Genomic DNA, 14,248 nt, shown 5'->3' on the forward strand with positions numbered 1-14,248 from the left:
TTTCCGGGTTCCCGATCCGAAGCGCAACTATCCCATGCCTGAATACGATCCAGCATCGCTTCGCCCACGTGCCCGCGCATCCTCCGACACGCGCCCCAGCCTCATCCCCCACGGGTTATACGGCACGCGCCCACCCGTTCCCCAAAATCCGGTCCCCGGAAACGGATGTCCCACGGACCTCCGCCTCTCAGGCCTGGCAGTCCTCCGGCCCCCAGACACTCTCCGCGTCCGGCGAGAACTGGCCCCTGAGCACCCGGTCCAGGTACTTCTCCGAGGCGCTCTTGGGGATCTCGTCCACCACCTGGATATAGCTGGGAACGGCTTCCTTCAGACCTGGTAGTCCTCCAGCCGGTACACGTTCTCCGCGTCCGGCGAGAACTGGTCCCTGAGCACCCGGTCCAGGTACTTCTCCGAGGCGCTCTTGGGGATCTCGTCCACCACCTGGATATAGCTGGGAACGGCGTTCCTCTCCAGCCCCTCGGCAGCCTTCTTGAAGATGGACGCCGGATCTATGGTCCTCCCCTCGAAGGGGGCCACGGCGGCCACCAGGTCGCTCTCCCCCGGGGCCCCCGAGGCGGCGGGGATGCCGTACACGCAGACCTCGGAGACGTCGGGATGCTCCCCGATGACCTTCTCCACGTAGGAGGGGATGATGAACTCCCCCTGGCGGCGCAGCCCGCCCCCCTCCTTGCGGTAGTCGAAGAACAGCCAGCCCTCCTCGTCCCGGTGCACCATGTCCCCGGTGCGCAACCAGCCGCCCCGCGTCTTCTTCTCCGAGTCCTCCGGGCGGCCGTGGTACTCAACCTCCGGCTTTTGGTTCACGGCGCGCATGAGCAACTCCCCAGTGACCCCGGGCGGCACCTCGTTGTCGTTCTCGTCCACGATCTTGTATTCCATGAGACCCTCGATGGGCTTCCCGAAGGAGCCTATGGGCCCCTGGTCGATGGGCTTATAGGCGAAACCGCCCTCCACCGCGCCGTACCACTCCAGGATCTTGACGTTGAAGCGCTTCTCGAAATCCTCCCAGATGGCGATGGGGGTGCCGGCGGAGATGACCACCTCCACCGGGTTGTCGGCGTCGTCCGGGCGCGGCGGTTCATTGTAGATGCCGGACATCATCCCGCCCAGGAGGGAGAAGGTGGTGCACCCGTAACGGCGGCAGATGTCCCAGATGCGGCTCTTGGTGAAGCGCTGGCTGATGACGGCGCGGATGCCCAGGGCGATGGCGGACATGAGGGTCACCGCCTGGGCGTTGCCATGGGTCAGGGAAAGGCCGGTGTAGAGGATGGAGTCCTCCTTGTACCCCCACACCATCTTGGCCAGGGCGGTGTACATCAGGGTCCGGGTGGCCTTGACCACCACCCCCTTGGGATTCCCCGTCACCCCGGAGGTGTAGATGATCTCCATGGGAAGGGTGGGATCGTCCACCCGGTCCTCCAGCTCGTAGATGTCCGGGCCGTCCACCAGCTCGTTTATGGTAGGGTATCTGGAGGCCAGGGAAAGGTCCGCGTCCGGCTTGAGGTTCAGCCAGATGCGCTCGATGCCCGGTATGTCCTTCGCCAGGGCCTCCACCTCCGGGAGCAGGTCCGCCGTGGTGACCACCGCCTTGGCCTTGCAGTCCCCCAGCATGTAGGCCAGCTTCTCCCCCTTGGAGCGCGGGTCGATGGGCACGAAGACGAAGCCCAGCAGGTTGGTAGCCCCCATAAGGTAGACCATCTCCGGGTGGTTGCGCATCACCGTGGCCACCACGTCTCCCTTGCCGATGCCGCTCTCCCGCAGGCCCTTGGCCACCTTGAAGGTGTTGGTTACCAGCTGCCGGTAGGTGAGCGGCTCGTCCCGGTAGAGACCCCCGTTCTCGAAGATGAGCCCCACGAACTCGGGCTTCTCTTCCATGCGCATCTCCAACTGGTGGAACATGAGCGCCGGGTTCTTTTCGGTCATGTTCATCACCTCATCTCTTCCCGAGCCTTCGTCTCCCGACTCTTACACCTGCCCTCCGCCGGTTCCGCCTCCATCCGTGGAACGCCCTGCAAGAGGGGCCGCCTCACAAGAAGGTCACAACCTCTCATCCTTTCCGCCACCGCCCTCCCTCCGGATACGGGAAATCCCTCCGCTGCACGTCCGGCGCCGATTTTCTCCCCGCTTTGCCCCACATCTGTCGGAGGAACTTGAGGCCGCGGTGCCCGTTTGCCGGGCTGATGCCTGCTTTCGGTGAGCACGATGCGGTTTTTGAAGTCCTGCCCTCAACCCTGCATCCATGACGGAATTCGAGCCGAACGGAGGTGGACGATCACGGAAACCGACCTTTACCCTCTCCCCGTTTCCGCCTGGAACATCCGGACAGCAGCCCCCGCGGCCGTCCCCGCAAGGAGATTTTACCCTCTCCCGAACCTCCCCGCTAACCCACCTTGCCGGAATACGCTTTTACATACCCGAGTATGTTATTATCTTTTTAATATTATCGGGAGCGCCTGTCAAGCGGAAGGCGAAAAAGAGGGGATGCTTTCTCCGATAAATAGACGGAGGGCCCGAAGGAAACTCGGAGGTTCATCGCCCTTCCGCCCCGCTGCTGGAACGGGACCTGGAAAACGGTGATGTGAACCAACATTCGCGCCCAAGGGAGGGAGCGACGTGAGGGCCAACGCCCCGGCGTCATCTCCACCGCGGCGAAAGCGGGACCGGTCGAAGGGAGGGAGACCTCAAGCCGTGAAGGAAAGGAAGGAACTCAGCCGCAGGGAAAGGGGATTGCGTACCCGCCAACGCATCTACAAGACGGCCATCGACCTCTTCGCCCGCAAGGGCTACGAGAACGTCAGCGTGGACGAGATCTGCCGCCGCCTGGGGATGACCAAGGGAGCCTTTTACGCCCACTTCCGCTCCAAGGACCAGATCATCCTGGAGGAGTTCATGAACATGGACCGCCACTACGCGGTGGTGGCGGAAAGTCTCCCCGTCGAAGCGAACAGCCTGGACAAGCTGCGCACCTTCAACCGGGAGGCCATCCGGCTCATGTCCGACCTGGGGGTCACCCTCATGAAGGTGCTCTATCACTCCCAGATCGCGCCCCACATGCGGGAACCCTACCTGGTCAACCCGGGAAGGAACCTCTACCGGATAACCAACCGGCTCATCCGGGAGGGGCAGGAGCGGGGAGAGATACGCTCAGACCTTCCCCCCGAGGAGCTGACCACCGTGCTCATCAACGCCTTCCGTGGCCAGCTCTACCACTGGTGTCTCACCGACGGCTCCTTCGACCTCCTGGAGGCCTGTGAGCGCCTCATGGAGCTGATACTACGCGGCATCCGGGCATGAGTCCCCTTCCAGCCCCGTGGCCCGATCCTCGAACAGCTATGGATCTTCTCCATGCGCTACAACCCGGCGCGCCGCTCCTTCCCTTTATCCCTTTTCGGAAACCAAGCCTCCACCCGCGGCGCGGAAAGAGGTATCTCCACCCGGTCCACATTCTCGAGGATGTGAACGCGTGACGGGCTTGGTGATAAGCGCCGCCCCTTGGGGCAGTGGTCTACCGGTCCACCCTCTCGAGTATGTGTATGCACATGGCCGCCTCGCCGGTGCCGATGAAGCCGCCTCCATTCTCGGAGAGGGCGATGCGCGCCCCTTCCACCTGTCGTTTGCCGGCCTCCCAGCGCAGCTGGGTCACCAGCTCGTGGATCTGAGCGATTCCCGAGGCGCCGATGGGGTGCCCGCGGCACTCCAGGCCACCGCTGGTGTTTACGGGCAACTTCCCACCCAGCTTGGTGGCCCCGGACTCGGCGAAGGGTCCCCCCTCCCCCTCCCCGCAGAAGCCCAGTTCCTCGGTCTGCAGGAGCTCCCCGAAGGCGGTGGCGTCGTGGACCTCGGCCACGTCGATGTCCTCCGGACCCACCCCGGCCTTCTCGTAGGCCTCGGCGCTGAGGCGCTTGCCGATGAGGTCCATCTCTCCTCCTTCAGGGAGGGAACCCGAGGTCAGGACGGAGGCCAGGATCCTGACCGGTCGGGCCCCGGTCATGCGCCTCAGGGCCCTTTCGGAGCAGAGGATGGCCGCTGAGGCCCCGTCACCCATGGGCGCGCACATGGCCCGGGTCAGCGGATAGGCCACCAGGCGGTCGGCCAGCACCTCCTCCACGGTCATGTTCACCTGGTACTGGGCCAGTGGGTTGAGGCTGGCGTGATAGTGGTTCTTGGCGGCGATGACCGCCAGCTGCCTCTGCGTGGTACCATATTTTTCCATGTGCATACGGGCGGCCATGGCGTAAATATCCATGAAGGGAGAGCGTCCTCCCCCGCCTCCCTCCGCCTTAATCTCACCCCGGGTCGCGGCCTCTTCCGCCTTCTTCCGCTCGTCGGCCTGGAAGGCCTCGATAACCGCCCGGATGAACTCCACGTCGGCGTTGGACATGAACATCTCGAACATGGCCTGCTTGTTCTCGGGGTTGTACATCTTCTCCACCCCGATGGCCAGGGCGATATCGTACTGGCCGGCCTTGATGCCCAGGTAGGCCCCGTGCAGGGCGCTGGTGGCCCCGGCGCAGGCGTTCTCCACGTTCATCACCGGTATCCCCTGGATGCCCAGGGGGGTGAGGGCCACCTGGCCGCGGATGCTGTGCTGCCCGGTGACGATCCCCCAAAAGGAGTTAGAGAACCAGGCCGCCTGGATGTCCTTCTTCTCCACCGGGCAGTCCTTGAGCAGGACGTCGATGACCTCGGCGGTCATCTGCTTGATGCTCTTCTCCGGGTACTTCCCGAAGCGGATCATGCCCACGCCCACGATATATACGTCGTCTCCCATCCCTTCCTCCTTCGTTCCTCCCTCTCCACGCGGACCCGTTTAAAAAGGGTGAAGCGCGCTGACCTCGCCGGCAACATGATTTAAACATACCGGAGTATGTAACTCAACCCCGCCTTCCCCGGCCGGCGCGCCGATCTCCGAACGGATTCCCGGATAAGCGAAGGAACCCTTTTTCGCCGTCCTCTCCCGCTCCTTTCGTAACGGCGTGCCCGCCGTCACAACCACGGGGGCGTTGCCGCTTATCCCTCCGCGGCCTTGCCCCTCTGGGCGGGGGGAGAGGAGGAGGAGATCATGCCCCCGGCGATGAGCAGGTTCTCCATGAGCAGCACCTGGTTGCGATCCTCCAGGCGCAGGGCGTCGGCCAGGCTCAGGCAGTTCAGGGCGGCGTTGAGGGCATCCTTGGTCAGGCGCAGCCCCAGCAGCGATTTCTCCAGCATCATGCGCGCCATCTCCCTGGCCCGCGGCATGAGTTCCTCCCGGGTACACACCTCGTTGACCAGGCCCATGCGGTAGGCCTCCTCGGCGCCGATCACCCTTCCGGTAAGGAGGAGTTCCGCCGCCCTGCCCCATCCTACGAGGCGCCAGAGGAGGAAGCTGGACCCCATGTCCGCGCCCCCCAGCCCGATGTTGATGTAAGAGGCGCAGAACCTGGCCTCTGGAGCCGCCAGTCGTACGTCGGCGGCCATGGCGAAGCTGAACCCCGCTCCCATGGCCGCGCCGTTCACCGCGGCTATCACCGGCTGGGGACAGGCGCGCATGAGCTCGATGAGGCCGGAGAAGCGCCTCTGACCCTTCCACATGTTTTGCCCGGTCACCCCCTCGCTGAGGAACCCCCCTCCGGAGTCGGCGGCTTCCTTGAGGTCCAGGCCGGAACAGAACCCCTTCTCGCCCTCACCGGTCAGGATTAGTACCCGGCAGTCGTCGCGGTTCTACATCTCCCTCCAAAAGGCGTTAAGCTCCTCGAGCATCACGGAGTTCACCGCGTTGGCCCTATCCGGGCGGTTGAAGGTCAGGATTCCCAGCTCCCCCTCTAGCTCGAAGCGCAAGGTCTCGAATTCCATGGCTCCCTCCCTTTTCCTGGTACTACCATCGCCCTTTCGGTTCCCTCATTCCCCACACTGCTGCCCGGGTTACCGCCAAAAGGCAGGGGTTGGTTATCTATGGCTCCTTTCCCTTTCCTCGAACCTGCGCCGCCATCTTCCACATCATCCGCTCCAGGCGACCCGGAATACAGGGTGCACCGGAAGATGCCGTGATGGTCGAGCTCCAGGTCCCTCTATTCAGCCGATCCCAGGGTCTTCCACCGAACGGCTCACTCCTCGAGGCGCAGGTCTAGGTCGCCACTGAGCCTGATGATCCGGATCCGCGTACCCTCTTCGGTTTCCTCCGCCATCACCGACCTTATGACCCCGCTTTCCTCCCCCTTCACCCAGGCGACCTCCCGGTCGTCGCTCTCCAGGGGTGCGCCCATCTTCTCCCGGTACCACCGGACCACGGCCTGGTAATCGTCGGAGGTTACGTATTCCGCCTGGTGGCTGAGGAGCGCCCTCTCCCCCTGTACCGTGCGCGAGACCAGGGCACTTCCGGGCACCAGTTCGGCCCCCGGGTAAACGGGCGTGCCCAAGGACTCCTCCTCGGGATCGAACTTCCAGACCTCCACCTGGGACTCGGTGCCCTCGCCGTGCAGTATCACTGCGCTCCCCTCGCTTCCTTCCCCGCTTCTCTCCACGCTTATCCGCGGACCCGTGGACCCTTCCCCTTTCCTTCCGCAACCGAGAGCCGTGGCCGCCAGCGTTGCCAGGAGCAGGACAGCCGCCAATCTCCATCCCCACTTACCCAAGAACATCCCTCCCTCGCCCAGGACTCTTCCGGATCACGACTTCCCCGCCAACAAAACCTTCGCCGGTCTCGACTTGCGGGGACGGCCTCCCCGCCGGCCGCCTCCGCCGCGGCGGGCTCCGCCCGCAAGGGTATCTTATCATCCCCCGCCCCCGATGCAGGGAAGGAGCCGGGGCAGCCTCCGTCTACTCTCCTATCGTTCACCCCGCCAGGCGGTATTGGTGATGCCGCCCGTCCCGATGTTCCAGCCACCCAACGGATTCGGGTAAGCCAGGATGAGGAAGAGCAAGAATAAGTATCGTGATTCGGAATAAGGGAAGAGAAGCGGGGTCCTGGATAGCAGATCCGTAATAAGGGAAGAGAAGCGGATCACGGATGTCAAGCACATCCCGCCGTTTTTGGATTAAAATTAAACCTGGTGCCAACTCGATCCGGACCGTACCGGCGACGAACAGGCTCCACGAAGGCAAATTACGCTCGGGTGAGAGCCGGATTTTCTTCCGGCAAAGGATCAGGCCCCTTGTAGAAAGGGTGGGGTAGACCCGGGGAGGGGCAGTGGCGAAATTCATCATCACCGCAGCAGAGGCCGCGCTCATTCTTGCCCTTGCCCTGGCCGTGGCCTCCGCCAGGAAGCGAACCCGGGCGCACACTTACTTCTCCCTCTTCCTGGTCACGGTCTCCCTGTGGCTCCTGTCCGGTTTCATGGACCGCCTCTTCGCCCAACCCTCGGTGCTCTTTGTCACCACCCAGTACCGTTTCGCCTACGCCGTCGCCTCCCTGGCGGTGTCCTTTTTCTTCCTCTTCGGACTGGACTTCTACAGGGGGCTGCGGCGCGGCGGAGTTCTGGACCTGTCCGTCCTCTCCTCCGGGTTCCTCCTCTTCCTGGCTTCCCTCACCGACCTCGTCATCCGCCGTGCCGAGGCGGCGAGCGGGGCTTACCTGATGCAGTACGGGAGCCTGTATACCCTATTCGTGGTCTACTTCGCCTTCCTAGGTGGTGGAGGACTGCTCTGCGTCTTCTTGCAGTGGCGCCATTCCCGCGGCATGGACCGCTGGCGCGCGCTGTACATACTCATCGGCTTCGGCCTCTTCTTCCTTCTGGCCTTCGTCTTCACCATCCTACTTCCCGGCCTCATGGCCAGGGACGTAACCTCCGACTACACCTTCCTTGCGGTTATCATTCCGGCCGCCTTCACCGCCTATGCCATCCTGCGCTACCGGCTGCTCGACGTGCGCATCGCCGTCCGCCGCCTGTTCGCCTACCTCTTCTCCATCGCCCTCTTCGGGGTCCCATTGCTTACCCTGTACTGGCTGCTCCACGGCCGGTGGCCGGAAAACCCGGCCCTGGACAGGGCCGTTTCCTTCCTCATCCTGGCCGTGGCCCTCGGGCTGGCCCCCGCGGCGCGCGAGGTGGGCTACCGCCTGGCCTCCCTCTTCCTCTTTCCCGGTCTCTACGACGAGATGGAGCTCCTGCACCGGGCCTCCGAACTGCTTACCACTCCCGACATGCGAACCGGCATCCGCGAATCCACGCGCCTTATCTGCGAGAGACTGGGCCTCACCGAGCTCATGGTGGCCATACCCCGGGAGATATTCACCGGGAAGGGTGACTGGCTGGCGGGGACGCGCCGCCGGGAAGGAGAGTTGGTTCCCTTCCATGAGATATCCTACACCGGCTCCCCCCTGCATCGGTTGATAACCGCGCCGGTGGTTCTGGAGGACATCGCCGCCGGGCGAGGCTCTTCCTCCCTCGAGAGAAGCATGAAGGAAGCCGGCCTGGTGGCCCTCCTCCCCATCCGGGGAAGCCTGGGGGAGGTGGGGGTGCTCCTGGTGGGGCACAAGGCGCGGGGAGGGGTGGAACCCATGGACCTGGAGTTCCTGAGTCGTTTCTGCGAACGGGCGGGGATCTATATTGAGAACTACCTTCTTTCCAACTACCTCCTGACCCAGCTGGAGGAGGCCCGCAAGACGCAGCGTAAAGTGGAGGAGCTGGACAGCTTCAAGGCGGACATCATCAACGTGACCTCCCACGAGTTCCGCACCCCCATCACCATCTTGCAGGGCTATTCCATGATCCTGAGGGATAATTACCGGCAGCTCAGCGAGGAAAAGCGCCAGGAGTGCCTGGAAAACATCATTCATTCCTGTCAGCGCCTTACCGCGCTGCTGGACCAGTTCATCACCATTTCCCGCTTCCAGAACAAGGAAACCCCGGTAGTCAAGCAGGTGATCCCGGTACAGAAGATGTTCGAGGACCTCAAGAACGAGTTTGGGCCGGACCAGGGCTTCCGGGTCAAGAGCCAGGTGCCAACGGAAAAGGTGATGGTGACCACGGACCGTTCCTATCTTACCTTGCTCCTGCGGAATATACTGAGCAACGCCATCCGTTTCAGCCCCCCGGACAGCCCGGTCATCCTTCGGGCGGACCTGGAGGAGGACCGGGTACGCATCTCGGTCCGCGATTTCGGTAAGGGCATGGATCCCTCGGAGGTGCGCAACATATTCAACCCCTTCGACCGATTGGAGGACGTGAACAAGCACCAGTCGGGGGCCGGGCTGGGGCTGTACATCGTGCGCCTCATCGCCGACCTCCTGGAGACGGAGATCGAGGTGGACACGGAGCCGGGACGAGGGACCGAGTTCTCCTTCCGTCTCCCCCTCTGGCGGGAAGCCACCTGAGTTCGGGATTACGGTTCCAGTTCCAGGACATAGTATATCTGGGCGTCCAGCCGCCGGGCACGGACCGGGATGTTCACCTCTGGGTCCCGGCTCAAGTCCTCGATCAAGCCGGCCAGAAACTCCTTGGACTGGCAGAAATCGAACCCCGCGATGCGGTTTCCCTCCCGCATATAGGAGAGCATGGACCGGAGCATGGACTTCACCAGGCCCATTCCCTGGACCGCGGGGTCCACGTAGATGGTGGTCACGTAATAGAATCTACCCTCCTCCACCTGGCGCGGGAACCGCTTCCGGATATATTCGGGGTTGATGTAGGCCACGGAAGCCCTTTCCAAGTCGTTGGTGGCCAGGGCCAGCCCCCTGGGGGCGCCATCCTCCAGGACCACGAACTTCAGGTACCTGGGGTCCCGCAGCGCCTCCAGGAAAGACTCCCGGTCGTAACAAACTTGGTCCTGGTAGGTATCCAAGAAACCGAAGCTCTCCCGGTATTTCTCCCATAGGTAGCCCTCCCACTCCGCTGGGAGGTCATCCCGGTAGAGGAGGGTCGTTATCTCCCCGCCAACCCCTTTGTCCGCCATCCCCATCTTCCACTCCCTTCGCTGTCCTCTCTTCCCCTATCCTCCAAGTTGGCAAGCTTTGGAATTCACCAGTTTCGTTCTCGAGGACCGACACCGGGTGACTCCTCGGCTCCCTTCCACGTTCAATTCAGGCGCAATACATTCCTGGCACCGATGCCCGGATATTGCTCCTTTCCGTTCCCTCCCCCGCTCCCCGGTGGACCACTGCGTTGTTGATGTTGTCATCCCCCGCATGCATGGACCACGTGGAGTTTCCTTACCTGCTCACCGGTGGACCACCGCGTCGCTACACGTGAAATGGACCTCGGGGGGAGAGAAACCGTTGAACTCCGTGGCGCAGACGTTGCTGTAGGCTCCGGCGTTGAGGATATACACTCGATCACCGCACCTCAGCTCGGGAAGGATCACCTCCCGCGCCACCACGTCCTCCGAGTCGCAGGTCGGACCGCCCACGTTATAGCGCCGGAGAGGGCCCTTACCCTCTGCATAGACCTGGTAGGAAAAACGTTCTTTCTCCTGCACCGCTTCCACCAATCCCTGGTAAGTGCCGGCGTCGATATACACCCAGTCCATCCCCTGACGATGGGCTTTCCCTATGACCGTGGCCACCATGACCGCCGCATCTCCTACCATGGCCCGCCCGGGCTCCACCAAGACCCGGGGCGGCTTCTGGAAATGCCCCCTCAAAGCCAGGTTGATGTGGCTGATGAAGACCTCTTTATCCGGCACCGGCAAGCGGTAGGAAACGGGGATTCCCCCTCCCAGGTTAAGGAATTCCAGCTTCATCCCCTGCTTGGCAGCCCCCTCCCAGACGCGGGCTGCCGCGGCCACGGCAAGCCACCAGGCGGAGGGGTCCAGGCATTGGGATCCTACGTGAAAGGAAAGGCCCACCGGCCTAAGCCCCTTCCGGCGGGCGAACCAGAGAAGACGGTGGGCGTCGTGAAGGGGAGCCCCGAACTTGCCCGAGAGCGGGAACACGCTGGCTCCCAGGTCGGGAACGGAGATTCGCAGATAAACCCGTGCGCCCGGCGCCGACCGGGCCAGCTTCTCGACCTCCTCCCGCGAATCGAAGGCATAGATCTTGACCCCCGCGCGCCAGGCGGAGGCGATGTGCTCCTCGGCCTTGATGGGTGCGCCGAAGATTATCCTGTCCGGCTCCACGCCCATCGCCAGTAGGCTGCGGATCTCCGCCCAGGAAGCGGCCTCGAAACCGGAATCCCAGTCCCGCAACAAACCCAGAAGTAAGGGGTGGTCGTTGCATTTAACGGGGTAGAATATCTCGGCCCCGTTCAGGAGGCGCCGAAAGAGAAGGTAGTTGTCCATCACCCTGGAGATGTCGAAGACCAGGAAGGGAGTGCGAGCAAAGGCGTACTTCCTCTTCACCTCGCTTATGAGGACGTGGTCTGCCGGGCCTATGGTCATAAAGGAGTCATGGCCCCGATAGTGAAGGGTTCCGCGGCTGTAATTCCAGGGAACTTCCGCAAGCGCATTGGAACATCCCTCCAGCACCAGGGGCTGCGGGTAGCTGGAGCCGTCATATCCCGCCTTTATGAGGAATTTTCGGTGGGAATGACCGTCCGAGCTGGGAAATCGCCCGTAGACCCTGAAGAAGGCCTTCGCCAGTTCCCTCATGGAGGGCCTGGACGTGGAGTCAATTTCTCCCCGACGCGCGGTCCGCCCCTCCCTTGCCCCGCTAACCCATGGCGGTGCGGGACAGGGATTCGCGGCAACCTGCCGCTCCGGTTCAGTCAGCAGGTCCGACGGCATAATGCCCCACCTCCGTCCAGCTGTTCGACCTACGGACTGCGGCCGATAAAGATTTCCGCGTTTTCCCGGCGTGCTCCTTCATCAAGCCGTGCCGCCCCGCTATCGATGTGGTGGCCTTCCGGTTGCGGACCATTCCCGCCCTCCACGTGCGAATTTCCCGACCCTCGCTCCCGGCCGGTGCACCCGGTTCCTTGAAACGCCGGCATCGGTGGGGTTGATATCGTGGGCACTTACTTTACGCCTGCGGCCCGTTTTCCTCCGCTCCATCCCTACTTCACGCCTGAACCGGTTACGGGTTCCGCACATGGTCAAGTGTTTTCCCCTTGATGCTCCTTTCAGTGGCAGCTCACCGGGCTGAAACCGGGGATGGCCGAGCTCTTCCGGCCCCGGCGGATGGCCTCCGTCATGAGGCGCAGGGACAACTCCGGCCCCAGGGTCTCCGCCAGGCCCTCCAGCAGGTCCACGCGGGAGCGCAGTCCATACCACACCTGGTGCTTGAAGCGGTGCACGGTGGCGAAGTTGCGGGTGAAGCGGGCGAACTCCTTTTCCGCCCTTTCGGGTTCCGTGACCGCCATGGCGGCTACCTTGCCGCCGACCAGGGCGCCGGAAATCCCGAATCCCATGAGGGGGTCCATGGCTCCGGAGATGGTCCCGCAGAGGATAAAGCCACGGTGGAAGAGGCGGGGGTTGTCCGGCACGGCCAGGGGTACCACTCCCTTAACGTATTCCCAATCCTCGTGGTCCAGCCCCTCGGCCCGGAGCATGAACTCCCGGTAGCGGCGCAGGCACTCCTCGCCCACGCCCCGCCCGTAGGAAAAGAGAAGGTTGTAATAGAGGCCGTTGCAGAAGGAGGCATAACCGTACTCGGTGACGCACTCGTCCAGCCATATCCAGGCGTAGCCGCTGCACTCGCTGGCCCCCCGGGACATCCACCCTTCCCAGACCAGGTAGGGTATTTCCAGGTACTGGTAAGCCTCCGGGTTAAGCCCGCAGGCGATGATGCTCCCCGGGGGCAAGGCCTCCAAGTCCTCCCGGCGCAGGGCATGCCCGAACTCGAATTCCACTCCCGCCTCCAGGCACCTCTCGTAGAGCAGGGCGTCCAGGCTGGAGGGTCGGGAACTGCGTTCCACGGCATAGGCGCCCGCCGCTGGAAGGGACAGGCGTAGGCGATGGAGGTAGAGGGATATTGATTCCACGCGGTGAAAGGCGGGGGAGACGTCCAGGCCAACGTATTCCGAAGTGGCCTTCAGGTCCAGCGGCGTGACGTGGGTGGAGGGGTTGAAAATCCGCGAACCACCGAAGGAGTCCTCCTTTTCCCGCACCACCACCCGGAAACCCTCCTGGGCCAGGTTCCAGGCGGCCACCATCCCGGACATGCCCGCCCCGTATATGATCACCTCTCCCCGCTTCATCCTTGCGACCTCCCCGTTTCCCGGCCCGTATCCTCCACTTCATCCAGGAAACCGTACACCAGTTCCTTCCCCTCGCGGTAGAGGAGAAAGGCGGTTTCCTTGCCCTGCCTCAGACGTTCCTCGCAGGCACGCCGCAGGGCCACAAAATCGGCCTTTTCCAGGAACTCTCGCAATAGCTCGATGCTCTCCTCCGCCTCCACTTCCTCCAGCTCGCCCCGCAGGAATGCCCGGGTAAGCCTCTGGTACTCCCGCCGCGCCGCCGTCTCCAGGCAATGATCGGCGTCCGCCCTCAACTCCACCCAAGGAGAGGCTCTCTCGTGCCCGTTTCCCACCTCGCCTCACCTCACCTTCAGCCAAACTGTGCCGCTAGTTTTTCCACCCGGTCCCGGCTCCCCGGACCTCGCGGCCAAGCCGCGCTCCCCTTTGGTCAAACGGCACCGTGGGTTTTTTCACCTCCGCTCCCGCCATTCCTCGCGCCCCGCGACCTCAGCCACGCCAGGGCCAACAGCACGGACCAGGCGAAGAGGAGTAAGCACCCCAGAAACCACCCCACCATTCCGGCCACCAGGACGGCCTCCAGGTTGAAAATGCTTCCGGCCACCGTCAGGCCGGCGGAGGCCGCCAACGTGGCAAACGCCGTCCAGAAAACAACCTTGAGCGCTACCCGCACCGCGCGACCTCCCCCTTATCAGGACGTCCCTTCCCCGGATGGCGGGGTTCCTTTCCGCCGGACCACAAAGCCCAAGGGTTCCCTTCCTCGAGGTCCGGTACTTCCGGGTGCTCCTGCACGGCCTGGGGCAGGGAACGGAGTTCCGCCACGGGAACCGCTTCCCCCTCTCCGACCTGAAAGCGGACCCCGGAATCATTCTATCCTACCCTGAACCCTCTCCCCCTCAGGCTCCTTCTCACGGACGACGATGTCTATCTCCACCTCGTCCTCGAGGTCATCGATGACCGCCCTGTTGTGCAGGGTGTATTCACCGACCTCCGACGCCGTGTTGATGGTTGTATCCTTTCCCATAAAGGAAAAGCCAGCCTCTTTTCACGGAGGCCGGTTTTGCTTTTGACTCCCGGCGGCCGACCAGTGACCGGTGCGCGACCGCCGTTCTCGGCTTCCCCCCAGATTTTTCTATATCATCATTTTGGATTGCTTTACTTATTTCAAATTGTAAAATACTCCCTCC

The 14,248-nt window shown here is 63.2% G+C and carries 12 protein-coding genes and 1 pseudogene; 2 read left to right on the plus strand and 11 right to left on the minus strand.

Going from position 1 to position 14,248, the window contains the following annotated elements; translation table 11 throughout:
- Nucleotides 1-327: 327 nt before the first annotated feature.
- On the minus strand, nucleotides 328-1,941 hold the full coding sequence (locus tag QME84_02015; protein ID MDI6873052.1) for an AMP-binding protein: 1,614 nt from the start codon (nucleotides 1,939-1,941) through the stop codon (nucleotides 328-330).
- A 765-nt stretch (nucleotides 1,942-2,706) separates the two neighbouring features.
- Here QME84_02015 and QME84_02020 point away from each other — a divergent pair.
- The gene (locus QME84_02020; GenBank protein ID MDI6873053.1) at nucleotides 2,707-3,312 is read left to right on the plus strand and encodes a TetR/AcrR family transcriptional regulator; all 606 of its coding nucleotides are present in this window, start codon (nucleotides 2,707-2,709) and stop codon (nucleotides 3,310-3,312) included.
- Between the two features lie 211 nt (nucleotides 3,313-3,523).
- Here the strand turns inward: QME84_02020 and QME84_02025 are convergent, their stop codons facing one another.
- The 4 genes and pseudogenes from QME84_02025 to QME84_02040 all read right to left on the minus strand — a co-directional run bounded on the left by QME84_02025 (nucleotide 3,524) and on the right by QME84_02040 (nucleotide 6,629).
- Nucleotides 3,524-4,789, minus strand: a complete 1,266-nt coding sequence (locus QME84_02025) for a thiolase family protein (protein MDI6873054.1) — start codon at nucleotides 4,787-4,789, stop codon at nucleotides 3,524-3,526.
- A 239-nt stretch (nucleotides 4,790-5,028) separates the two neighbouring features.
- A pseudogene (locus QME84_02030) lies at nucleotides 5,029-5,700 on the minus strand (enoyl-CoA hydratase/isomerase family protein).
- Nucleotides 5,701-5,718: 18 nt separating this feature from the next.
- Nucleotides 5,719-5,850 carry a hypothetical protein gene (locus tag QME84_02035; GenBank protein ID MDI6873055.1) on the minus strand — a complete coding sequence of 44 codons (132 nt, stop codon included), beginning with the start codon at nucleotides 5,848-5,850 and terminating at the stop codon, nucleotides 5,719-5,721.
- Nucleotides 5,851-6,101: 251 nt separating this feature from the next.
- Nucleotides 6,102-6,629, minus strand: a complete 528-nt coding sequence (locus QME84_02040; protein MDI6873056.1) for a hypothetical protein — start codon at nucleotides 6,627-6,629, stop codon at nucleotides 6,102-6,104.
- Between the two features lie 554 nt (nucleotides 6,630-7,183).
- Here QME84_02040 and QME84_02045 point away from each other — a divergent pair.
- Entirely contained in the window at nucleotides 7,184-9,307 is a 2,124-nt protein-coding gene (locus QME84_02045) for an ATP-binding protein (protein MDI6873057.1), read from the plus strand.
- An 8-nt stretch (nucleotides 9,308-9,315) separates the two neighbouring features.
- On the opposite strand, the gene QME84_02050 is transcribed toward QME84_02045, so the two are convergent.
- The 6 genes from QME84_02050 to QME84_02075 all read right to left on the minus strand — a co-directional run bounded on the left by QME84_02050 (nucleotide 9,316) and on the right by QME84_02075 (nucleotide 14,085).
- Nucleotides 9,316-9,885: a GNAT family N-acetyltransferase gene (locus QME84_02050; GenBank protein ID MDI6873058.1), complete on the minus strand. Its 570-nt coding sequence runs from the start codon at nucleotides 9,883-9,885 to the stop codon at nucleotides 9,316-9,318.
- A gap of 264 nt (nucleotides 9,886-10,149) precedes the next feature.
- The gene (locus tag QME84_02055; GenBank protein ID MDI6873059.1) at nucleotides 10,150-11,517 is read right to left on the minus strand and encodes a type III PLP-dependent enzyme; all 1,368 of its coding nucleotides are present in this window, start codon (nucleotides 11,515-11,517) and stop codon (nucleotides 10,150-10,152) included.
- A 470-nt stretch (nucleotides 11,518-11,987) separates the two neighbouring features.
- Nucleotides 11,988-13,064 carry an NAD(P)-binding protein gene (locus QME84_02060; GenBank protein MDI6873060.1) on the minus strand — a complete coding sequence of 359 codons (1,077 nt, stop codon included), beginning with the start codon at nucleotides 13,062-13,064 and terminating at the stop codon, nucleotides 11,988-11,990.
- Complete coding sequence (locus QME84_02065; protein ID MDI6873061.1) at nucleotides 13,061-13,396, minus strand: hypothetical protein; 336 nt, start codon at nucleotides 13,394-13,396, stop codon at nucleotides 13,061-13,063. The genes QME84_02060 and QME84_02065 overlap by 4 nt, the downstream gene beginning before the upstream one ends.
- Nucleotides 13,397-13,491: 95 nt before the next feature.
- Nucleotides 13,492-13,734: a hypothetical protein gene (locus QME84_02070; GenBank protein MDI6873062.1), complete on the minus strand. Its 243-nt coding sequence runs from the start codon at nucleotides 13,732-13,734 to the stop codon at nucleotides 13,492-13,494.
- Between the two features lie 192 nt (nucleotides 13,735-13,926).
- Complete coding sequence (locus QME84_02075; protein MDI6873063.1) at nucleotides 13,927-14,085, minus strand: hypothetical protein; 159 nt, start codon at nucleotides 14,083-14,085, stop codon at nucleotides 13,927-13,929.
- Nucleotides 14,086-14,248: the final 163 nt, after the last annotated feature.

Source organism: Actinomycetota bacterium (assembly GCA_030019255.1).
Taxonomy (GTDB): Bacteria; Actinomycetota; Geothermincolia; order Geothermincolales; family RBG-13-55-18; genus Solincola_A.

Bases quoted from the DNA above. Each gene is read 5' to 3' on its own strand.
- QME84_02015 (MDI6873052.1), bottom strand. From the start codon at position 1,941: ATGACCGAAAAGAACCCGGCGCTCATGTTCCACCAGTTGGAGATGCGC.
- QME84_02025 (MDI6873054.1), bottom strand. From the start codon at position 4,789: ATGGGAGACGACGTATATATCGTGGGCGTGGGCATGATCCGCTTCGGG.
- QME84_02035 (MDI6873055.1), bottom strand. From the start codon at position 5,850: ATGGAATTCGAGACCTTGCGCTTCGAGCTAGAGGGGGAGCTGGGAATC.
- QME84_02050 (MDI6873058.1), bottom strand. From the start codon at position 9,885: ATGGCGGACAAAGGGGTTGGCGGGGAGATAACGACCCTCCTCTACCGG.
- QME84_02055 (MDI6873059.1), bottom strand. From the start codon at position 11,517: ATGAGGGAACTGGCGAAGGCCTTCTTCAGGGTCTACGGGCGATTTCCC.
- QME84_02060 (MDI6873060.1), bottom strand. From the start codon at position 13,064: ATGAAGCGGGGAGAGGTGATCATATACGGGGCGGGCATGTCCGGGATG.
- QME84_02075 (MDI6873063.1), bottom strand. From the start codon at position 14,085: ATGGGAAAGGATACAACCATCAACACGGCGTCGGAGGTCGGTGAATAC.